General features: G+C 64.8%; 21 protein-coding genes and 1 tRNA gene. 15 read left to right on the top strand and 7 right to left on the bottom strand.

The annotated features are described in order from the left end of the window. Window positions 1–69: 69 nt before the first annotated feature. Window positions 70–702: a hypothetical protein gene (locus tag IVB47_RS22375; RefSeq protein ID WP_007599309.1), complete on the bottom strand. Its 633-nt coding sequence runs from the start codon at window positions 700–702 to the stop codon at window positions 70–72. A gap of 208 nt (window positions 703–910) precedes the next feature. Here IVB47_RS22375 and IVB47_RS22370 point away from each other — a divergent pair, with 208 nt between their 5' ends. The 6 genes from IVB47_RS22370 (at window position 911) to IVB47_RS22345 (ending at window position 5952) form a co-directional block, all read left to right on the top strand. Further along, entirely contained in the window at window positions 911–2428 is a 1518-nt protein-coding gene (locus IVB47_RS22370; protein WP_247464344.1) for an AMP-binding protein, read from the top strand. 44 nt (window positions 2429–2472) lie between these two features. Continuing rightward, window positions 2473–3111, top strand: a complete 639-nt coding sequence (locus IVB47_RS22365; RefSeq protein ID WP_007604635.1) for an RraA family protein — start codon at window positions 2473–2475, stop codon at window positions 3109–3111. A 26-nt stretch (window positions 3112–3137) separates the two neighbouring features. Further along, on the top strand, window positions 3138–3509 hold the full coding sequence (locus tag IVB47_RS22360; RefSeq protein WP_247464342.1) for a dimethylsulfonioproprionate lyase family protein: 372 nt from the start codon (window positions 3138–3140) through the stop codon (window positions 3507–3509). A 47-nt stretch (window positions 3510–3556) separates the two neighbouring features. Continuing rightward, entirely contained in the window at window positions 3557–4513 is a 957-nt protein-coding gene (locus tag IVB47_RS22355; RefSeq protein WP_247464338.1) for a tripartite tricarboxylate transporter substrate-binding protein, read from the top strand. 97 nt (window positions 4514–4610) lie between these two features. Then, window positions 4611–4687 (top strand) — tRNA-Arg (locus IVB47_RS22350). A gap of 125 nt (window positions 4688–4812) precedes the next feature. Continuing rightward, on the top strand, window positions 4813–5952 hold the full coding sequence (locus IVB47_RS22345; RefSeq protein ID WP_247464335.1) for an amidohydrolase/deacetylase family metallohydrolase: 1140 nt from the start codon (window positions 4813–4815) through the stop codon (window positions 5950–5952). Window positions 5953–5958: 6 nt separating this feature from the next. On the opposite strand, the gene IVB47_RS22340 is transcribed toward IVB47_RS22345, so the two are convergent. Genes IVB47_RS22340 through IVB47_RS22330 form a run of 3 tightly spaced genes read right to left on the bottom strand, consistent with a single transcriptional unit; the run spans window position 5959 to window position 7466 of the window. Continuing rightward, entirely contained in the window at window positions 5959–6564 is a 606-nt protein-coding gene (locus IVB47_RS22340; RefSeq protein ID WP_247283074.1) for a TlpA disulfide reductase family protein, read from the bottom strand. Then, the gene (locus tag IVB47_RS22335) at window positions 6557–7018 is read right to left on the bottom strand and encodes a hypothetical protein (RefSeq protein WP_247283076.1); all 462 of its coding nucleotides are present in this window, start codon (window positions 7016–7018) and stop codon (window positions 6557–6559) included. Before IVB47_RS22335 ends, IVB47_RS22340 begins: the two co-directional genes overlap by 8 nt. A gap of 19 nt (window positions 7019–7037) precedes the next feature. Then, window positions 7038–7466: a DoxX family protein gene (locus IVB47_RS22330; RefSeq protein WP_247464333.1), complete on the bottom strand. Its 429-nt coding sequence runs from the start codon at window positions 7464–7466 to the stop codon at window positions 7038–7040. Window positions 7467–7569: 103 nt separating this feature from the next. On the opposite strand from IVB47_RS22330, the gene IVB47_RS22325 reads away from it, so the two are divergent. Then, window positions 7570–8454, top strand: a complete 885-nt coding sequence (locus IVB47_RS22325) for a LysR family transcriptional regulator (protein WP_247464330.1) — start codon at window positions 7570–7572, stop codon at window positions 8452–8454. A 17-nt stretch (window positions 8455–8471) separates the two neighbouring features. On the opposite strand, the gene IVB47_RS22320 is transcribed toward IVB47_RS22325, so the two are convergent. Further along, window positions 8472–9617: an acyl-CoA dehydrogenase family protein gene (locus IVB47_RS22320; RefSeq protein ID WP_247464326.1), complete on the bottom strand. Its 1146-nt coding sequence runs from the start codon at window positions 9615–9617 to the stop codon at window positions 8472–8474. A gap of 126 nt (window positions 9618–9743) precedes the next feature. Here IVB47_RS22320 and IVB47_RS22315 point away from each other — a divergent pair, with 126 nt between their 5' ends. Then, window positions 9744–10421 carry an alpha/beta family hydrolase gene (locus IVB47_RS22315; RefSeq protein WP_247464321.1) on the top strand — a complete coding sequence of 226 codons (678 nt, stop codon included), beginning with the start codon at window positions 9744–9746 and terminating at the stop codon, window positions 10419–10421. Window positions 10422–10425: 4 nt separating this feature from the next. Here the strand turns inward: IVB47_RS22315 and IVB47_RS22310 are convergent, their stop codons facing one another. Beyond that, on the bottom strand, window positions 10426–11400 hold the full coding sequence (locus IVB47_RS22310; RefSeq protein ID WP_247464318.1) for a ketopantoate reductase family protein: 975 nt from the start codon (window positions 11398–11400) through the stop codon (window positions 10426–10428). Window positions 11401–11554: 154 nt separating this feature from the next. Between IVB47_RS22310 and IVB47_RS22305 the strand changes: the two genes are divergently transcribed. The 3 genes from IVB47_RS22305 to IVB47_RS22295 all read left to right on the top strand — a co-directional run bounded on the left by IVB47_RS22305 (window position 11555) and on the right by IVB47_RS22295 (window position 15560). After that, window positions 11555–12358, top strand: a complete 804-nt coding sequence (locus tag IVB47_RS22305; protein ID WP_247464315.1) for an enoyl-CoA hydratase-related protein — start codon at window positions 11555–11557, stop codon at window positions 12356–12358. Window positions 12359–12520: 162 nt separating this feature from the next. Then, on the top strand, window positions 12521–13507 hold the full coding sequence (locus tag IVB47_RS22300) for a TRAP transporter substrate-binding protein (RefSeq protein ID WP_247464312.1): 987 nt from the start codon (window positions 12521–12523) through the stop codon (window positions 13505–13507). A gap of 16 nt (window positions 13508–13523) precedes the next feature. After that, on the top strand, window positions 13524–15560 hold the full coding sequence (locus IVB47_RS22295) for a HAMP domain-containing methyl-accepting chemotaxis protein (RefSeq protein ID WP_247464309.1): 2037 nt from the start codon (window positions 13524–13526) through the stop codon (window positions 15558–15560). Window positions 15561–15606: 46 nt separating this feature from the next. On the opposite strand, the gene IVB47_RS22290 is transcribed toward IVB47_RS22295, so the two are convergent. Continuing rightward, window positions 15607–16491, bottom strand: a complete 885-nt coding sequence (locus IVB47_RS22290) for a LysR family transcriptional regulator (protein ID WP_249806803.1) — start codon at window positions 16489–16491, stop codon at window positions 15607–15609. A 112-nt stretch (window positions 16492–16603) separates the two neighbouring features. Between IVB47_RS22290 and IVB47_RS22280 the strand changes: the two genes are divergently transcribed. Genes IVB47_RS22280 through IVB47_RS22265 form a run of 4 tightly spaced genes read left to right on the top strand, consistent with a single transcriptional unit; the run spans window position 16604 to window position 20613 of the window. Then, window positions 16604–17983, top strand: coding sequence for an FAD-dependent oxidoreductase (locus IVB47_RS22280; protein ID WP_247464307.1), 1380 nt, complete (start codon window positions 16604–16606; stop codon window positions 17981–17983). Window positions 17984–18001: 18 nt separating this feature from the next. Then, entirely contained in the window at window positions 18002–19006 is a 1005-nt protein-coding gene (locus tag IVB47_RS22275) for an ABC transporter substrate-binding protein (RefSeq protein WP_247464306.1), read from the top strand. A gap of 16 nt (window positions 19007–19022) precedes the next feature. Beyond that, window positions 19023–19796, top strand: a complete 774-nt coding sequence (locus IVB47_RS22270) for an ATP-binding cassette domain-containing protein (protein WP_247464303.1) — start codon at window positions 19023–19025, stop codon at window positions 19794–19796. Beyond that, window positions 19789–20613: an ABC transporter permease gene (locus tag IVB47_RS22265; protein WP_247464300.1), complete on the top strand. Its 825-nt coding sequence runs from the start codon at window positions 19789–19791 to the stop codon at window positions 20611–20613. The genes IVB47_RS22270 and IVB47_RS22265 overlap by 8 nt, the downstream gene beginning before the upstream one ends. Window positions 20614–20617: the final 4 nt, after the last annotated feature.

Below are 20617 nucleotides of genomic sequence, written 5' to 3'. Positions count from 1 at the left end.
CGAAGCAATCCAGAATCCCCACGCGGAAAGACCCTGGATTGCTTCTGCGCTCGCAATGACGGCGGTGACTCAGCCCTTCTTAGCGGGCTTGCTCGGCGTCGGGCTGAACAGCTTCTTGATGTCGTTCAAACCATCCGACAGCCGCGGCCATTCGCAGGAGAACGAGCCCTTGGTGCAGGGCGCGCCCTTCGGCCGCGGCCGCGCGTCGCCGATGGCGGCCTGCTGGACTTTCGGCCGCTCGACCGGCACCGGCACGCGCTCGACCTCGGTTCGCAACGCGACCCGCTGGAGCTGCTGCACCTGTTGTTCCTGCTGCTCGCGCTGCTGGCGCGCGGTGGCCTGCGCGGCTTCATTGCTGCGGCGCTGATTGGCGAGATAGGCGGTGTAGGCTTCGTCGATCTTCTTCTGCTCCTCCGGCGTCGGATTGGGGCCGGCGATATCGAAGGTGCGGTCCTGGAGGAAATCGTAATAGGAATAGCCGCCGCCTGCCTTGCGCCGGCCGGCGAATTTGGCGTTGCAGTCGGCAAGCGCAGCCGTCTTCTCGGATTTGGTCGTGGCTTTTTCGGCGGCGTCGGCGCAGGCCTCGAAGTCAACAGGCGCGCGCTTCCACCATTGTGCCTGGGCATGCGACGGCGCCAGCAGGAAAAATCCTGCTGCGGCAACCACAAGCGCCGCACGACGCGATGCAACTACGTCCGACATTCTACGAGAGCATTCCTTGCAAAACTCAACCCGAACTGAGTCGGGCTGATTTTTGCCCCTTTATGGCCGGCTTGTCACCCATGGAACCCGGGAATTTCATGACTGCGATGCTGACATTTTTTGCTTGACGTGGCGCAGGAGTCACAGCGTCACTTCATCCTGCGGTCGCCTCATTGGCGACGCCAAGAAAACGAAGTGGAAACGCCTGATGCTGCTGCCCCTGTCCGATGTGCCGCGCTGGTACGCCGAGCGCAAACCGCAAGGCACGATCGCCGTCCGTCACGGGCAGGATACGCTGACATGGGACGCGCTGGAGCGCGGCGCCAATCGGCGCGCGCGGGCGTTCATGGCCAAAGGCGTCAGGCCCGGCGACTTCGTCGCGATCGGTTTGCCGAACGGCAATGCGTTCTTCGAGACCTCGTTTGCGGTGTGGAAATGCGGGGCGACGCCGACCTCGCTGTCATGGCGGCTGCCGCGCGGCGAAGCCGCCGCGGTGCTCGACATCTTGAAGCCGGCGCTGGTGGTCGGCGGCGAAGCCGACTGGAACGCGCCGAACCGTCTGCCCGCGGATTTCGTGCCGGAAGGGTTTTCGGACGAGCCGCTCACCGCACCGGTGGCGCGCTATTGGAAAGCGATGACCAGCGGCGGATCGACCGGCCGCCCGAAGGTGATCCTCGATCACCAGCCGGCGGTGACCGACGCGGTCGCCCCGCCGCCGCTCAACATCCCCTTTGCGGTCTCGCTGCTCAATCCCGGTCCGCTCTATCACAATGCGCCGTTCATCGTGTCGCATTACGCGCTGTTCACCGGCGGCCAGCTCACCGGCCTCGTCAAGTTCGATGCCGAGGAGGCGCTGCGGCAAATCGCGCGCGAGCGCGTGCAATGGGTCAATTTCGTGCCCACCATGATGCATCGGATCTGGGCGCTGCCGGAGCACGTGCGCAACGCCTATGACCTGTCGAGCCTGCAAACCGTCTTCCACATGGCCGCTCCGATGCCACCCTGGCTGAAGGAGAACTGGATCGCCTGGCTCGGGCCCGAGCGAATCTGGGAGCTCTATGGCGGTACCGAGCGGCAGGGCTCCTGCATCATCTCCGGCACGGAATGGCTGACGCACAAGGGCTCGGTCGGCAAGATCGGCGAGATGGCGCGCTTGCGCATCATCGGCGAGGACGGCAACGACGTTGCGCCGGGCGAGACCGGCGAGATCTACTTCCTCAACAATGACGGCAAGGATGCCACCTATCACTATCTCGGCGCCGAGCCGAAGCGCCGCGCGGACGGCTGGGAATCGCTGGGTGATATCGGCAGGCTCGATGCGGAAGGCTATCTGTATCTCGGTGACCGCCTCGCCGACATGGTGCTGCGCGGCGGCGCCAACATCTATCCCGCCGAGGTCGAGGCTGCCGTCTCCGCCTGTCCGGGCGTGCGCTCCTGCGTGGTGGTGGGATTGCCCGATCCGGAATTGGGCCAGCGCGTGCACGCCATCATCGAGCCGGAGGGCGATGCGGTCGGTCAGGCCATCGCCGACGGCATGGCGGATTTCCTCAAGGACCGGCTCAGCCGCTACAAGCATCCGGAGAGCTTCGAGATCGTCACGGCCCCGCCGCGCGACGATTCCGGTAAAGTTCGCCGCACCCTGTTGCGCGACGAGCGCGCGGCGTGGATGAAGGAGGGGCGCGCGTTCCGGGTTTGGCCGGCGAAGGCGCGGGTGGACGCAGAGTAAAGAGCGCACGCCGAGTAAAGACAATTACGGAAGGATTTTGGGACATGACCATCACCATCGCTGCGAACGCCGTGCCGAAGCCGCCGGCCGAGATCATCGAGGGTTTTCGCGGCGCGCCGACCTCGGTCATTTCGGACAATCTCGGCCGGCTGCCGGGCGCAGTGGGGCTAAAACCCTATCATCGCGGCGCCAAGCTGGTGGGCACGGCCTTCACGGTCCGCACCCGTCCTGGCGACAATCTCGCCATCCATCGCGCGCTCGAGTTGGTGGGCCCCGGCGACGTCATTGTGGTCGATGGCGGCGGCGACGAGACCCGTGCGCTGGTCGGTGAGATCATGAAGAATATCGCGCAATGGCGCAAAGCCGAAGGCTATGTCATCGACGGCGCGATCCGCGACGTCGCGGCGTTCGCGGCCGATGACTTTCCCTGCTACGCCCGCGCGGTGATCCACCGCGGCCCCTACAAGAACGGCCCCGGCGAGATCAACGTGCCTGTTTCGATCGGCGGCAGCGTGATCTCGCCCGGCGACATCGTCGTCGGCGACGAGGACGGCGTGGTGTCGTTTGCCGCCGCCGGTGCCGCGGCGCTGCTGGACGCCGTGCGCGCCCAGGTCGCGCGCGAGGAGGAGACGCTGAAGGCGATCCGCGAGGGCCGTTATCAGGGCTCGTATGGCAAATCCTGATCAGAGAAAAAGAAGGGGAGGATGGCGTGAGCCAGAAAGAGGAATTCCACAATCTCGACGATACCGGCGCCGGGCTGTTTCGCGAGCTCGCGGCAGGGGTGACCACGCGCATTTTTTCGGGCGAGCAGGCGATGCTGTCGGTGGTGATCCTGGCGCCGCATGCGCAAGGCACGCTGCACCATCATCCCGAGGAGCAATGGGGCGTGCTGCTCGACGGCTCCGCCATCCGTGTGCAGGGCGATGAGGAGATTGCCGTGAAGAAGGGCGACTTCTGGCGCACGCCCGGCAATGTGCCGCACACCATGCGCGCGGGCCCCGACGGCGCTCGCGTGCTGGACATCTTCAGTCCGCCGCGGCCAGAATACAGAAAAGCGGGATCCGGTTTCGGAACGACCTAAAGCGCCAAGAGCAAAAGCCGGGCGCGAGAAAACAGGGGAGGGATACCATGACGATCACACGACGGACGCTGCTCGCAGCGCCGGCTATTCTCGCGATGACGCCGGCGTTGGCGCAGGCTTCAAAAATCACGCTGGTGGTGCCGTTTCCGCCGGGCGGATCGACCGATGCGATGGCGCGGCTACTCCAGAGTCATCTGCAAACCAAGCTCAGCCGCATCGTCATCGTCGAGAACAAGTCGGGCGCCGCCGGCGCGCTCGGTGCGGCGCAGGTCGCCAAGAGCCCGCCTGATGGCTCGACGTTCCTGGTCACCTTCGATTCCCACGCGGTGATCCCCTCCATCCTCGACAAGCCGCCCGTCGATGTCGAGCGCGAGCTGATGCCGGTGTTGCTGGTCGGCACCGCGCCATATGTGATCGCGGCCGGTGCGGGCCGTCCCTACAAGAGCTTTGCCGACGTGGTGGCGGCCTGCAAGGCGACGCCCGGCGCGGTGAAATATGCCTCCGTCGGCATCGGCACGCTCGGCCATCTCGCCATGACCGTGCTCGGCAACAAGGCCGGCGTCGAGATCATGCACGTGCCCTATCGCGGCGGTGGCCCCGCGATGAACGACGTGCTCGGTGGCCATGTCGATCTGATCGCGGGATCGGCGGCGCTGGTCGCAGCCCAGCTCGGCACCAACATGCTGCGCCCGATCCTGCAACTCGGCCGCGAGCGGCTGCCCGGCCTGCCGGATACGCCGACCGCGATCGAGGCAGGCTTCCCGGATTTCGAGACGCTGGCCTGGTGGGGCATCTTCGCGCCCACGGGCACGCCGCCGGACATCGTCGCCGGCCTCGCGACGGCATCCAAGGAGATCCTGAGCGAGCCCGCGACCGCCGCCCAGCTCAAGGAAACGCAGCAGATGACGCTGCTGCTCGAGGATGGTCCCGCCTTCAAGACTTTCTTCGACAAGCAGGTCGCCACTTGGGGCAAAGTGGTGAAGGACAACAATATCCGGGCGTGAGGCTGTCCGGCTGGCGTTTGCATTGATCGAGGTGAGGGCTTCCGATCCCGCCTCCGCTTTGATATGAAGCCCCGGTAACCCGCTCTGCGGGTTCCGCGGTCCCGTAGCTCAGCCGGATAGAGCGACGGTTTCCTAAACCGTAGGTCGCATGTTCGAGTCATGCCGGGATCGCCAGTTTTTCAGTGAGCAATCGTCGCGCTTGCCACGCTTGTCGGCGCAAAAATTGCTAGAAGCGCGAAGCGTCCTTCCTGGCCCGGACTGACTGCCGGCCCGCCTCACTGCCCCATCCGGAGACGAGAATGCCTTTCGACTTGATCCTGCGCGGTGGCCGTGTGGTCGACCCGTCCCAGAAGCTCGATGCCGTGACCGATGTCGCCTTTGCCGGCGGCAAGGTCGCTGCGATCGGCAGCGGGCTTAAGGCAGATCCGGGCACGGATGTGCGCGACGTGTCGCGCTACATCGTGACGCCGGGGCTGATCGATCTTCACACCCATGTCTATTGGGGCGGCACTTCGCTTGGCATCGACGCCGAGGAATTCTGCCGTCTCTCCGGCGTTACCACCGCGGTCGACACCGGCAGCGCGGGGCCCGGCAATTTCGCGGGCTTCCGCAAGCACGTGATCGAGCCGAGCGAGGTCCGCATTCTCGCTTATCTGCACGTCTCGCATGCCGGCATCTTTGGCTTCTCGCACCGGATCATGGTCGGCGAGAGCGAGGAGCTGCGGCTGATGAATCCGATCGAGGCGGCCAAGGTGGCCGATGCCAACCGCGACCTCATCGTCGGCATCAAGGTGCGTGTGGGCTTGCACTCGTCGGGGACGTCAGGCGTCGTGCCGCTCGACATCGCGCTCGAAGTCGCGAACGAGGTCGGCATGCCCCTGATGGCGCATATCGACCATCCGCCGCCGAGCTACGAGGAGGTGCTGGGACGCCTGCGCCCCGGCGACGTGCTCACCCACGCGTTCCGGCCCTTCCCCAACACGCCCGCGACCGCGCAGGGCACGGTGAAGCGGGCGGTGCTCGACGCGCGAGAGCGCGGCGTGCTGTTCGACATCGGCCACGGCAAGGGCTCGTTCGCGTTCAAGACCGCACGTGCCATGCTCGCCAACGGCTTCTATCCGGACACCATCTCGTCCGACATTCATCAGCTCTGCATCGACGGCCCGGCCTTCGACCAGGTCACGACCCTGTCGAAATTCCTGTGCATGGGCATGCCGCTGTCCGACGTCATCGCAACCTCGACCGTCAACGCCGCGATGGCGCTGCGGCGCCCCGAGCTCGGCAGCCTCAAGCCGGGCAGCGTCGGCGACGCCACGCTGATCTCGATCAAGCAAGGCCAGTTCGACTATGAGGACGTCGTCGGCGAGCACCTGATCGGTGACCGCAAGATCGTCTCCGAAGGCGTCGTGATCGGCGGCCGCTGGTGGCATCCGAATTGAGCGGTGCTAGCCCTGCTCGCGATAGAATTGCAGCAGACGGCTGCCTGCCGGCGAGAGCCAGTCGGGCGCACCCGTGATGTAGCCCTCGACCTGTCCGCTCGTTCCGACCAGATAGGTGACGGGCATCCCGACAAGCCTGAAATTCCCGGCCGATGATTCCGTGATTGCGCCGTACGCGTCGACGTAGCAGGCGAGGTTTCGCACGGCCAGGCCGCCGAGGAATGCGCGGATTTTTCGCAAGTCCTTCGTATCGGTGCAGATCGCGAGAACGTCGACCCGGTTAGGCTGCGATCCCGCGAGGCTTGCGAGCGCGGGCAGATCGAGCCGGCAGGCCGCGCACCATGTCGCCCAGAAATTGACCAGCGAGATGTGTCCCGGCTTTGCCGTCGCAACGACATCCCTGCCATTGAGGTCCTGAAGTCGGAGCGGAGCCATCGGCGCACGAGGCCGCACGACCGTGAACTGGTTGCGGCCGCTCTCGAGCACCGGAGGCCAGGACTGGTCGCCGCTTTGCGCACGGCTTGCGCACAGGGATGCAATGAGCGCGGGCGCGGCCATCAGGAGCGATCGCTTGGATAGCGCCGTGCCGGGCGCGCGAGGCTTATCATGCATGAATATAAGCCCAGCCCTTGAGTTGCAGATCGACCACGCGCCCGATCCCGAACGGGACGAGGCTCGCGCCCGATATCAGCGGAATGGAGATCTGCTCCTTGGCTTCCGCGATCGCTTTTGACGACGCGCACATGCTGTAGGCGAGGTTGGGCAGTGACTGCCGCAGCGTCGCGAGCGGCTCGACGAGCGGAGTCCTGTCCGCCCGGAAGACGTCGATGCCCTTGCCGTTGGCGACGACCTCGATCAGCAATCTCGCACCCCTCTCGGCAAAATGCTTGGAGAGGTTGGCCGAATAGCTGATCGCATGACCCATGACATAGGGCTCGTTGCTGTCGATCAGGATCACGACGCCCTCGGTGAGACGATCCTCCCTGGCGGCGGCTGTGCCGCCAGCCGTGAGGATCGACGCGGCTGCGAGCAGGCCCCTGCGGGACCATCCGTTGGCTGGAATCATGGCTGCCGCGGCCAGCTGCTCAGAACTGACGCGGCGCAATCGGCGCCTTGCGGCCGCGTCCCCACAGCACGAACAAGCTGAGCGCGAGCAGGACGACATTGAGCGGTGTCGTCGCGGCTTCGCCACGCGAGACATGGAAGACGAATGCGAAGACCTGCAGCACGCTACAGCCCAGCGCGGCCAGCACCGTCAGTCGCGGCAGAATCCGCGTCAGAGCCGGCAGCAGAATGCCGATGCCGCCGGCGAGATCGACCAAGGCGACGGAGCGAACGAACGTTTCGGAATACTCGCCCGCAAATGGCATCATCGCGGCCAGCTGGGGAATAGGCGTGAGCAGCTTGACCAGGCCGGCCGAGACGAAGACGAAGGCGAGAAGGACCTGTGCGGCCCAGAGCCCGATGCGAAGGGCGCGGCCGGGAGCGGCGGTCTCAAAGGTCGTGGCAGACATGGTGGTTCTCCAGGGGTGTGGGGTTGCCACCATTTGATAATTTCCATTTGTTTGATCAATATAGGTTCTGGGATGGGTTCATTTCTCCAATGTTGATGATTCGATGGATACTCTGGTCAGTATGAGGGTGTTTTGCCTGGTCGCCGAGCTGAAGAGCTTCGCGGCCGCAGCCCAGCGCCTGCGCATCTCCCCCGCCATGGCGAGCAAGCATGTGATGCAGCTGGAGAAGCGGCTGGGGACCCGGCTGCTCAACCGGACCAGCCGGCGGGTCAGCCTGAGCGAAAGCGGTGCGCTCTATTTCGAGCAGGCCAGTCAGATGCTGGATTCGCTCGACGAGGTCGAGGCTGCCGTCAGCAATGCGACCGTCGTTCCGCGCGGCACGCTGCGGCTGACCGCGCCAGTGTGGATGGCAAACACGATCTTCGCGGGTGTGTTGGCGGACTACCAGGCGCGCTATCCGGAGGTGCGCCTCGACGTCGATCTCAGCGGACGGATGGTTAATCTGGTCGAGGAGGGATTCGATCTCGCACTTCGCGCGACCGGCGCGCCCGACGAGGCGCTGATCGCGCGGCACATCACCAACGTCCCGTTCTATCTCGTTGCCGCTCCTGCCTACATCAAACGTGCGGGCCGCCCGGCGACCTTCGCCGATCTCTCCGGCCAGGCTTTGCTGCACTACGCGCTTTATCCCGGCGAGAGCTTCTCCTTCCAGGGCGAACACGGCACCGAGACCATCAAGCTCGATTCGGTGCTGCGCAGCGCCAACGAAAGGCTGCTGCAGATGGCCGCGCTGGCAGGTATGGGCCTCGCCTTCCTGCCGAAATGGCTGGTCGCCGAGGACATCGCCGGCGGACGTCTCGAACACCTCATGCCCGGGCAAGTCATCTTCGAGGCAAAGCTGCTCGCGGTCTATCCGAGCCGCAAATACCTCTCCGCGAAGGTGAGGACCTTCATCGACTTCATCGCCACCGACAAGCGGATGAAGTAACGGCTACAGCGACCCGCTCACAACGACCTCGCGATCAACAGCTTCATGATCTCGTTCGTGCCGCCATAGATCTTCTGGATGCGGGAATCGATGAAGATGCGCGAGATCGGATATTCCTGCATGTAGCCGTAACCGCCGAACAGCTGGAGGCATTCGTCGGCGGTCTCGACCTGCTTCTCCGAGCACCAATATTTCGCCATCGACGCCGTGACGGTGTCGAGGTCCTTGGCGACCAGCCGCTCGATGCACCAGTCGACGAAGACGCGCGCGATCATCGCTTCGGTCTTGCGCTCGGCGAGCTTGAAGGCGGTGTTCTGGAAATCCATCAGCGGCTTGCCGAACGCCTTGCGTTCCTTGGTGTAGTCGACGGTGAGTTTTATCGCGCGCTCCGTCGCGGCGACCGCGCCGACGGCGAGCGCGAGGCGCTCCTGCGGCAATTGCTGCATCAGCTGCACGAAGCCCTGGCCTTCCTCGCCGCCGAGCAAATTGTCTGGCGGGACCGCGACGTTGTCGAAGAACAGCTCGGACGTGTCGGAGGCATGCAGGCCGATCTTGTCGAGGTTGCGCCCGCGCTTGTATCCATCCGCTCCTGAGGTTTCGACCACGATCAGCGAAATGCCCTTGGCGCCGACATCGCCGGTGCGCGCGACCACGATGACGAGATCGGCGGCCTGGCCGTTGGTGATGAAAGTCTTCTGTCCGTTGATGACGTAGGAATTGCCCTGCTTCCTGGCGGTGGTCTTGACGGCCTGCAAATCCGAGCCGGTGCCGGGCTCGGTCATGGCGATGGCGCCGACCATCTCGCCCGAGGCCATCTTCGGCAGCCAACGCTTCTTCTGCTCCTCGGAGCCGTAATTGAGGATGTAGTGCGCGACGATGGCGCTGTGCACGGAGACGCCGGTCGTCAGCTCCGGTACCGTGCTTTCGAGGTCGTCGAGCACGGCGGCGTCATAGGCGAAGGTCGCGCCGAGGCCGCCATATTCCTCCGGCACGCTCGCCAGCAGCGCGCCCATCTCGCCGAGCCCGCGCCAGGCAAAGCGGTCGACCATCTTCTGCTCGCGCCATTTTTCGGCATGCGGGGCCAGATCCTTGGCAAGGTATTTCCGGAACTGGTCGCGGAAGATTTCGAGCTCTTCGGTCATCCAGGAGGAGCGGTAGGACATGGAAACCTCGGTTGATGCAGTGTTCCGGCTTGGTAGGCCAGTCGGCAGCGGCAATTATTGTGTTTTCAGGCTGCGCCGGTGACGCTACCAAGGCGGCCGGAGTAGCGTCTGTCGGAATGGTTGATTGTGGCTGCCAAAACCAAAGAGCTCAAGCTCGACATCGCGCGCATCGGCACGGTCTCCGCGATCCTGATGCAGCCGGACAAGGCGCGCGGCTGCTACGTGCTGGCGCATGGTGCCGGTGCAGGGATGCGGCACGCATCGATGGACAAGATTGCGGAGGGGCTCGCTGCTCGCGGCATCGCGAGTTTCCGCTTCAATTTTCCCTACATGGAGAACAAGCTGGGCCGTCCCGACCAGCCGGCGGTCGCCCATGCCACGATCCGCGCGGCGGTCGAGGAAGCCGCGCGGCTCTGCCCAGGTGTGAAGCTCGTCGCGGGCGGAAAATCCTTCGGCGGGCGCATGACATCGCAGGCGCAGTCCAAGACGCCGCTGCCTGATGTCAAAGGGCTCGCCTTCCTCGGCTTTCCCCTGCATGCCGACAAGAAGCCGTCGACGGAGCGCGCCGAGCACCTGGCCCGTGTCGAGATCCCGATGCTGTTCCTGCAAGGCACCCGCGATGGGCTCGCCGATCTCGGCCTCCTCAAGCCGGTCATCGCCGCTCTTGCCCCGAAAGCGACGCTGCACGAGGTCGAAGGCGGCGATCATTCCTTCGCGGTGCTCAAAAGGTCCGGCCGCAGCAATGAGGAGGCGCTTGCGGAAGTGCTTGATGCGCTGGTGGTCTGGATCGACAAGCTCGCCTGAAATCTCACGACGAATAAAGCCCTTTGTCGCGCGCTTTCTGGATCGCGAGGGCGGCGATCAGGTCGAGCGTTGGCGTGGACAGGCCGGCGGTGCGCGCGAAGGCTTGGGGCGCCTTCACCAGGACGTCGATCTCCATGGCGCGGCCGAGCTCGTAATCCTGTAGCAGCGACGGCTTGTGATTGGGGGCGGGGCCGCTGCGTGATACGCGCTTGACCTCGGGGATGAAGTGCTGGGCGATCTCGTTGGCCTCGTTCAGCATCCGCGGGATAACCTCGGCGAACGCAGGATCGTCGCGCACGCCGCGCGCGGTCTGGCCGGTGAGCAGGCACAGCACCGACAACGACATGTTGGTCAGCAGCTTTGACCAGATCGCCTCGCGGATCTCGGCGACCGGCGGCGATTCCAGCCTCGCGTCTGTGAAGACACCGCGCAGCGTCGTGATGCGCTCGCAATTGCGATCGTCGCATTCGCCGATCAGCAGGCGGTTGCGGTCCGGCGTCAGGTTCTGCACCACACCGGGCGCGATCACCTCGTTCGAGGAGAAGACCACGCCGCCGACGATCCGCTCCTTCGGAATGCAGGCGCGCAAGCGCCCGCCCGGGTCGAGGAACGAGATGTCGGGCGGAGTCGGGTGTCGCGGCGGCAGGCCGATCCCGTACCACCAGGGAATGCCGTTCTGCGCGAACACGATGGCGGTGTTGTCCTGCAGCAGCGGCTTGAGACTGGAGACCAGCCCGGTCAGCGCGGTTGCCTTCAAGGTGCTGATCACGACGTCCTGTGGGCCGAGCTGGGCCGGATCGCCGGAGGCGTTCACCTTGGCGGAGACCTCGGAATCGCCGACGCGCAGCTTGAGGCCGTTGGCCCGGACCGCCTCCAGGTGGGCGCCGCGCATCACGCACGAGACCTCGTGGCCGGCGCGGGCCAGCCTGACCGCGAGATGGCTGCCGACGGCGCCCGCGCCGAAAATGCAGATGCGCATGTAATGTCCGTCCCTGATCCCTTGATGCCGCCCCGCGGCAGCATGACACAAGCCGCCATGCGATGGACGCGGCTGCCCTACGCTCGAAAGATATGGATCAAGGTGCGGAGCCTCGGTCATAGTGCGCGCCAAACAAACGAGCGGAGGAACACCAATGACCGACAGCCCCGTCCTGTGGACCCTGGATGCGCGTGGGGTTGCGACCGTCACGTTGAACCGGCCGGAGGTCAACAACGCCTATGACGGCGCATTGATCGCGGGCGTGCTTGCGGCCATGGACGATCTCGGCAGCAAGCCCAACCTTCGCGTCGTCGTGCTCCGGGGTAATGGCAAGCATTTCCAGGCCGGCGCCGACCTCAAATGGATCAACGGCGTCCGGCCGCAATCGACTGAGGCGAACGAGGCCGCGTCGCGTGCGACGTTCGAGGCCGTGCAGCGGCTCAACGCGCTGCCGATCCCGACGGTTGCGCTGGTCCAGGGCGGCTGCTTCGGCGGCGGCACCGGCGTGATCGCAGCCTGCGACGTCGTGATCGCGGCCGACAACGCCCTGTTCTCGATCACCGAAGTGCGCTGGGGCCTGACCGCGGCCATCATCATTCCGCAGCTCTGCGATGCCATCGGCGTACGGCAAGTCCGCCGCTACGCGCTGACAGGTGAACGTTTCGGCGCCGAGGACGCCCGCCGCATCGGCCTCGTCCACGAGGTCGTGCCGCTCGCCGATCTCGAGGCCGCCGGCGCCAAGGTGGTCGAGCAGTTGCTTGCCAACGGACCTGAAGCGATGGCCGAGACCAAGCGGCTGGCGCTGGAGAGCTCGTTCGGCGGAATGGCAGTCGACGATGCCGCTTACAAGCGGCTCGTGCACCTGCATTCGGTCAAGCGACAGAGTGCGGAAGCCGCGGAAGGGCTGGCGTCGTTCGCCGAAAAGCGCGCGGCGAATTGGAGCGGCGGCAAGGCATGAGCGCGCCGCTCTGCGGCAGCCCGATACGATCTGCATCGTGCATCATCCCCAAATCTTGTCCGCGGGACCGATTCGAATCCCTGTAATTCCGCGGGGCCATCCTTAAGAGTTCAATCATTCCCGGCCATTATGGTTACGACAATTGTCACGCCATGGTGTCGAATGCACAGAGAAGTTCTGGGGTTTTGGAAGGCCGGATCGATCGTCGCGGCGGCAACGCTGCTGGTCCTGCATCCGGTTGCCGCTTCACCTCGGCTGGTCTCTCTGGCGTTCAATTCCCAGCTCGGAAGCCCGCAGCAGATCGGGGCGGATGAGTTTCGCCAGAAGCTGGTGGCATTGTCCGGCAAGCCCATCGTGATCGACCAGCGCGCCACCAACGCGCTCGGGAGCGAGAACGCCATTCTCGCAGCGACGCAGTCCGGCGCCGTCGATATGGCGGTGCTGTCGGGTTCGGTGGTCAGTGCGGTCGTCCCCGAACTCGGCGTGTTCGACATTCCCTTCCTGTTTCGCGATACGGCTCACGCCAAGGCCGTGGCGCAAGGTCCGGCCGGCGCGGCAATCGCCGCCAAATTCGGCGATAAGGGGCTGACCCTGCTGGCGATTGGCCGACAGGGCTTCCGCAACGTCACGAATTCCAAACGGCCCGTTCGCACGCCCGAGGATATCAAGGGTCTGAAGATTCGTGTCATCCCGAACCCGATCTATCAGATGACGTTCAAGGCGCTCGGTGCCGAAGTGGTCCCGATGGAATTTCCGCTGGTCTATACCGCGCTCAAGGACGGCCGGCTCGATGGGCAGGAAAATCCGGTGCCGACCATTGCCGGCTCCCGTCTCTATGAAGTCCAGAAATACCTCACATTGACCGGCCACTTCTTCGCGCCGGTCGTATTCATTGCCAACCGCGCCATGTTCGAGCAGCTCACTCCGGCCGAGCAGGCAACGCTGATCGCGCAGGCAAAGGCGGGGGCGGAAGCGACATGGCAGGCGAAGCTCGATGCCGCGTCGCTCGAGCAGGTGCGCAGCGGCGGCATGGACGTGATCGAGAAATTCGATCGCCAACCGTTCGTCGACGCGGTCAAGCCGCTCGATCAGGAATTCGAGAAGCGGTTCGGCAAGGATCTGCTCGCCACCATCCGGTCCACCCAGTAAGAATTTCGGGATCCCCATGAAATTATCGCACATGATGTCCCGGGTCGGCATCCGTCCGCGCGTGTTTGGCGGTTTCGCGCTGGTTCTCAGCTTTCTGGTCCTGCTGGCGGGCTTTGCCGTAGTCCAGGTCGAGCGGATCGGCGGAACGGTCAATGACCTCGTGACCAGCGCTGCTGGCGACGCCGGCATGTCACAGGCGCGTGCCGCGCTTTTGGAAGCGAACTCGGCAGTCGAGAAATTCATCCGAACCTGGAATGTCGGCGACAAGGATGCCGCAGCCAAGGCGATCGACGGCGTGGGCAAACTGGCCGATCAGGCCGATCGGCAATTCGGCAAACTGCAAGCGATCGCGGAAGGCATCGGCCCGGTCAAGACGGCGCTGGAAACCTATCGTTCGTCGTTCACCGCGGCGGCGGATGCCGCGGATCGGCTGCGCGCCGCCACCACGAAGACCGACGCCCAGGGCGCGGCCGCCGGTCTCAATGTCAGCGGCATTCAGGTTGCACTCGCCAATCGCTCGGATGACGCGGAACGGCTTGTCAACCCGATGCGGCTGGCCGGCGTCGTCGACGCGCTGCGCGTCACCGTGATGCGCTATGGCTCCACTTTGTCGACAGGCGATGCCGACGACGCCAGGCAGGCGTTGTCCTACGCCCAGTTGGCGATCGCAGACACCGAGGCTGAGCTGGCGACGGCGGACGCCCCCAAATTGAAGACGCTGGTCGCAGCACTCAAGACCGCGATCGCCGCCGACACGACGGCGCTCGAAGAGGTCATCAAGGTTGCCGCCGATCTACGCGCCAGGCAGGCCGAACTGAAGAAGGCGAGTGCGGCGATCGACGATCAGGTCAACAAGATCAATGCGAAGCTCGGCACCGTGCGCGCCGAGCAGGGTGACAAGACCTCGGCAGCGGTCGATCAAACCAAACAGACCGTCATCGCGACCGCGGCCGGGGCGCTGCTGCTGGGAGCGGTGCTCGCATGGCTGATCGGCGCCGGCGTATCCGGCCCGATTCGCGGCATGACAGACCGGATGCAATCGCTGGCGGCGGGCGAGCTCGATGATCCCATTCCGGGCGGCGAATCGCGCGACGAAATCGGCCGCATGGCGCGTGCCGTCGAGGTGTTCCGCGAAAACGCACTGGCGGTTCGTCGTATGGAAGGCGAAGCCACGGCACAGCGCGAAGCTACCGAGGCCGACCGTGCCCGCATGATGTCTGATCTTGCCGGCCGCTTCGAGCAGGGCATGCAGGGGGTGATTGCCGGTGTCGGTGGTCGCGCCGACGACATGGGGCGCAGCGCCGAGGAGTTGGCAAAGGTCGCCGAGCGTGGTCGCGGGCTCGCCGAAGCGGTCGCGACCCGCGCCGAGCAGGCATCGATGAACGTGCAGACCGTCGCCTCCGCCACCCAGCAGCTCGCGGCCTCGATCCGCGAAATCTCGAGCCAGGTGCATCGCTCCGTCGCGGTCTCGAACCGGGCGACCGACGAGACCAACCGCACCTCCGATTTGATCCATGGGCTCTCGGACGCAGCCGAAAAGATCGGCACCATCATTCAATTGATTCAGGCCATCGCCAGTCAGACCAATCTGCTGGCACTGAACGCGACCATCGAAGCGGCCCGCGCCGGTGACGCCGGCCGGGGCTTCGCGATCGTCGCCAGCGAGGTCAAGAGTCTCGCCACCCAGACAGCGCAGGCGACCGAGCAGATCGCCAGCCAGATCGCGACGATCCAGAGTGCGACCGGCCAATCGGTCCAGGCGATCAAGCAGTTCGGCACCACCGTCAAGGAAATGGCCGACATCGCCACCGCGATCGCCGCGGCGGTCGAAGAGCAGGGCGCGGCAACGGGCGAAATCGCCCGCAACGTCGAAGAGGCGGCCAACGGCACCACGGCGGTGACGCAGGAAATCGGTCAGGTGCGCGCGGTGGCGGGCGAGACCGACGCCGGTGCTGAAGCCGCTCTTACGGTCGCGGCGGCCCTCAAGCAGCAGGCGGATTCAATGAAGTCGAACGTCGACGATTTCCTCCACACCATCCGCTCGGCGGCCTGAATTCTCGGAGAAATCGGCGACGCCGCCGGTGCAAACGAAACGGGCCTTACAGCACCGGCAACAGCGAACTCTTCAATTCGCGCAATAGCGCCTGAACCGCTGCAGCCTGGACCCGTCGCTCGGGAATGGTTGCCTTGACCCATAAATCGGGGATTGGAAAATCCGGCAACACGACCTGCAACGTGCCTTGGCGTAGGGCCTCTTCCGCAAGGTAGTGCGAGATGAAGGCGATGCCGTTGCCGGCGATCGCGCTCTTCACGAGCACGTGGCCTTCGTTCGAACTCAACAGCGGGCGGACCTGAACGGTGATACGGTCGCGCGGCCCGTCGAACACCCAGTCCGGGCCAGTGGGAAGAAAACTCAGGCAACGATGATCGACCAGATCGCGCGGGTGGCGCGGCATGCCGTGTGCGCCGAGATAGGCCGGCGACGCGCATAACAAGCGCTTCAATCGGCATAGGGGTTCGTCGACCACGCCGCCAAACGAATGCGGGAACGCGCCGATGGCGATATCGAAGCCTTCCGTCACCGGATCGACGGGACGATCGATCAAGACGATTTCGAGTTTCAGCTTCGGGTTTTGGGTCTGGAACGCGCTGAACACATCGGCAAGCCGGGCGATGGTCAGCGATGTCGGTGCCTTGATACGCAAATGATCGATAAGATCATGTCCTTTCTCGCCCATGCGCGACAGGAGATCGCCGACATCGGCGACCACGCTCCGCGCCCTCTGGACATATTCCTGGCCGGCCGCGGTCAGCCGCAATTGCCGCGTCGAGCGATGAAACAGCGGCGTGCCGATCCGCGCCTCCAATTGGGTGACCCGCTTTGCGACCACCGAAGTTGCGACATTGAGTTTTCTCGCCGCGGCGGAAAATCCGGCGGCGTCCGCGGTGGCAAGGAAGGCTTGGAGGTTCACGAGGACGTCCATTTTTCACCTTTCGCGAATCGAGAAAGCTGATCGTTTATTTTGGTGGATTGTAGCCCGGCACGCGTTAATTCATAGTCGGCTTAAGCAAGAGATTTCGGGAGCAGAACGCGCCATGCAGGCCATGACCATCGAAGAACCGGCGCGCCATGTGCCGATCTATGGCGAATATGAAGTGGTCGTGCTCGGCGGCGGTCCGGCCGGCATCGTGGCGGCGGCCTCAAGCGCACGCGCGGGACGGAAGACGCTGCTGATCGAGCGCTACGGCTTTCTTGGTGGCATGGGCACCGCGGCCGGCGTCACCAATTTCTGCGGCCTGCACGGCAATGTCTACGGCGAGGCCCACCGGCTGGTGCAGGGCATGGCGTCCGAGCTGCTGGCGCGGATCGATCGCTTGAACGGCCTCAATGCGCCGCATCTGATTCTCGGCAAGGTCTTCGCCCAGGCTTACGACACCGCCGCCTACAAGATCGCGGCCGACCAGCTGCTCGCCAGCCACAAGGTGCACATCCTTTTCCACGCGCTCGGTGCTGGCGTCGTGATGGGTGATAACAGCCGCATCGATGCGCTGATGGTCGAGACCAAGGCCGGCCGGCAGGCGGTGCGATCGGAGATCTTCATCGATTGCTCCGGCGACGGCGATCTTGCGGTCTGGGCCGGCGCGCCGTTCGAATTCGGCGACGAGCACGGTCATCCGATGTACCCGTCGATGATGCTCCGTCTCAACGGCATCGATCCCGCGAAGGCCGGCGATGCCTGGCGCACCATCCCGCAATTGATGGAGAAGGCAACCGCCGCCGGCACCCACACATTCCCGCGCAAGAGCGCGATCGTGCGGCCGCAGAAGTCCGGCATCGAATGGCGGGTGAACTTCACGCAAGTGGCGCGCGAGGACGGCCATGCCATCAACGGCATCGAGCCTGACGATCTCACCCGCGGCGAGATCGAGGGCCGCAAGCAAGCGCTCGCCGCATTCGAATTCCTGCGCACCGTGCCGGGCTTTGAAAGATCCTACATCGTCGACCTGCCGCCGCAGCTCGGCATCCGCGAAACCCGCCGCATCACCGGCGGCTATCAGCTTAGCGGCGAGGACGTGCTCGGCTGCGCCTCGTTCGAGGATTCCATCGGGGTCAATGGCTGGCCGATCGAGGCCCATGTCCCCGGCGACGTCGTCTTCACCTTCCCACCGATCCCGGAATCGCGCGGCTATAACGAGCTGCCTTACCGCATGCTGGTGCCCGAAGGCGTCGACAATCTGCTGGTCGCCGGCCGCTGCGCCTCGATGACCCATGAGGGCCAGTCGGCGGCCCGGGTCTCCGGTGCCTGTTTCGTGATGGGGGAGGCCGCCGGTTCCGCCGCCGCGCTGGCGCTCTCCGGAAACCGGATCCCGCGTGACATCCCCGTTGAAAAGCTGCAGGAAACGTTGAAACAACAGGGCGCCTTCATCGGGCGGGACCAGCCCGTGCCCGAGGGCCTGCAACTGACTGCAAGATAACGACGGCGAGGAAACGAAATGACCGGAATTGTGCGGCTCGCGCTAGCTGCCCTGATGGCGATCACAGCGATGGGCACGGCCCGAGCCGAGGACGCGCTGAAGGCCAGGATCGGGGTGCTCAGGCTATCCTCCTCCGCGCCGGTCTTCATCGCGCAGGACAAGGGCTATTTCCGCGAGGCCGGCCTCGACGTCGAGCTGAAGTTCTTCGATGCGGCGCAGCCGATCGCGGTGGCCACCACCTCCGGCGACATCGATTTCGGCGTCACCGCCTTCACCGCCGGTCTCTACAATCTCGCCGGCAAGGGCGTGCTGAAGGTGATCGGCGGCATGAGCCGCGAGAAGGCCGGCTATCCCCTGATCGGCTATTTCGCCAGCAACAACGCCTATGCGAGCGGCCTGAAGACGCCGAAGGACCTCGCGGGCAAGCGCGTGGCGATGACGCAGGTCGGCTCCTCCTTTCACTATTCGCTCGGCCTGCTTGCCGACAAATACGGCTTCAAGCTCGCGGACGTGAAGATCGTGCCGCTGCAATCGCTGTCGAATGCGGCGGCCGCGCTGAAGGGCGAGACCGTGGATGCAGCGCTGCTGCCGATCTCCACCGCGCGAAAGCTGATGGACGACGGCGGTGCGAAGTTTCTCGGCTGGGTCGGCGACGAGACGCCCTGGCAATTGGGCGCGGTGTTCGCTTCACCGAAGACGCTGACCAACAAGGTGCTGGTGACGAAGCTGCTCGGCGCTTTGGCAAAAGCCGACCGCGAATATCACGACGTCATCCTTGCCGCGATGAAGGACGGCGTCGCGCCGATCAATGACAAGACAAAGCCGCTGCTGGAGATCATCGCCAAGTATACGAACCTCCCGGTCGAGCAGGTGGTCGGCAATTGCGCCTATATCGATCCCGACGGCAAGCTGGATGTGAAGAACGTCGACAATCAGATCAAATGGCTCCAGGAGCAGGGTTTTGCCGACAAGGACTTTGACGCGAATGCGATCATAGCCAAGGAATTTGTGAAGGCGGATTGAGAGTAGAACGCAGCCTATGGACCTGATCGCCAACCACATCACCCATCGTTTCGGCGAACTCGCGGTGCTCGACGACGTCTCGTTCACCGTCAGCGCGGGCGAGGTGGTGGCGATCGTAGGGCCCTCGGGCTGCGGCAAGAGCACGCTGCTGTCGATTCTGGGCGGGCTGTTGCTGCCGACGTCCGGCGCGCCCGAGCTGCGTGGATCGCCGCCGGCGGACAGTCTCAATCCGCTCACCTTCGTGTTCCAGGACTTCGCGCTGCTGCCCTGGGCCAATGTGGAGGAGAACGTCGAATTCGCGCTGCTGCACACCCAGCTCTCGGCCGTGCAGCGCCGCGCGCTGGTCGACGACGCCTTGCGCCGCACCGGCCTGACCGATTTTCGCAAAACCTATCCAAAGCAGCTTTCCGGCGGCATGCGCCAGCGCGTCGGCATTTCGCGTGCGCTTGCTGTCAGGCCGGCCATTCTCCTGATGGACGAGCCGTTGTCGGCGCTGGATTCGCAGACCCGCGAACTGCTGATGGAGGATTTCGTCCGGCTGCTCGCCGATGGCGGCATGGGCGCGGTCTATGTCACGCATAATCTCGAAGAGGCGGCGCGGCTTGCCGACCGCATCGTGGTGCTGTCGCGGCGTCCTGGCCGCATTCGCGAAGTCGTGAGCGTGCCGATGACGCGCACTGAGCGCGGTGAAATTGCAGCCCGTGAAAAGCTGCTCGCGGTGCAGAACCAGATCTGGTCGCTGATCCGCAACGAGGCGATCGATGCCGAGCGCGAGGTCAAGCATGCTTGATCGCGGGCCAGTGGGAACATCTGCCAAGGATGAAGTGGTCCGGCGCGTCCGTTTTCGCGGCGCCGGCTTCGTGCCGGCGAGCAGCCGTTTCGGCGGCTGGATCGCGCTCGCGCTGGTCATTGCGATCTGGCAGGCGGCGGGCAGCGGCGGTCTCGTCAATCCGCTGTTCCTGCCACCACCATCGGCGATCGCGCGTGCGATCTACCAGCTCGCGATCTCGGGTGCGCTGTGGCAGCACCTTTCCGCGTCGCTCCTGCGCATCGGTGTCGGCTGGCTGCTCGGCACGGCGGCCGGTGTCGCGGTTGGCTTTGCCATCGGCCTGTCGCGGCTGGCGCGCAGCGTCGGCATCACTTTCATCTCGGCGCTGTTTCCGATCCCGAAAATCGCGCTGCTGCCGCTGTTGATCCTCTGGCTCGGCATCGGTGAAGAGCCCAAGATCGCGACCATTGCGCTCGGGGTGTTCTTCTCGACCGCGATCTCGGTCTATAGCGGCGTCGACGCGGTGCCGCGCAACCTGATCCGCATGGCACAAAGCTTCAACGTGCCGTTCGCCACCATCGTGCGCAAGGTGGTCTGGCCGGGCGCGCTGCCCGCGATCCTCGCCGGCTTCCGCATCACGTCGTCGGTGGCGCTGCTGCTCGTCGTCAGCGCCGAGATGATCGGCGCGCAATACGGCATCGGCGCGTTCGTGCTGCAGGCCGGCAATTTGATGCAGACGGATCAGCTGCTCGCGGGCGTGGTGATTTTATCGATGTTTGGATTGATGGTGGGGCGGGTGATCAACTGGCTGGAGACACGGCTGTTGCACTGGCGGTGAGGTT

Origin of the sequence: Bradyrhizobium sp. 62, from assembly GCF_023073035.1 — a bacterium.
Taxonomy (GTDB): domain Bacteria; phylum Pseudomonadota; class Alphaproteobacteria; order Rhizobiales; family Xanthobacteraceae; genus Bradyrhizobium.
Note: the sequence above shows the minus strand (reverse complement) of the source record. Positions and strands in the feature narration are given on the sequence as shown.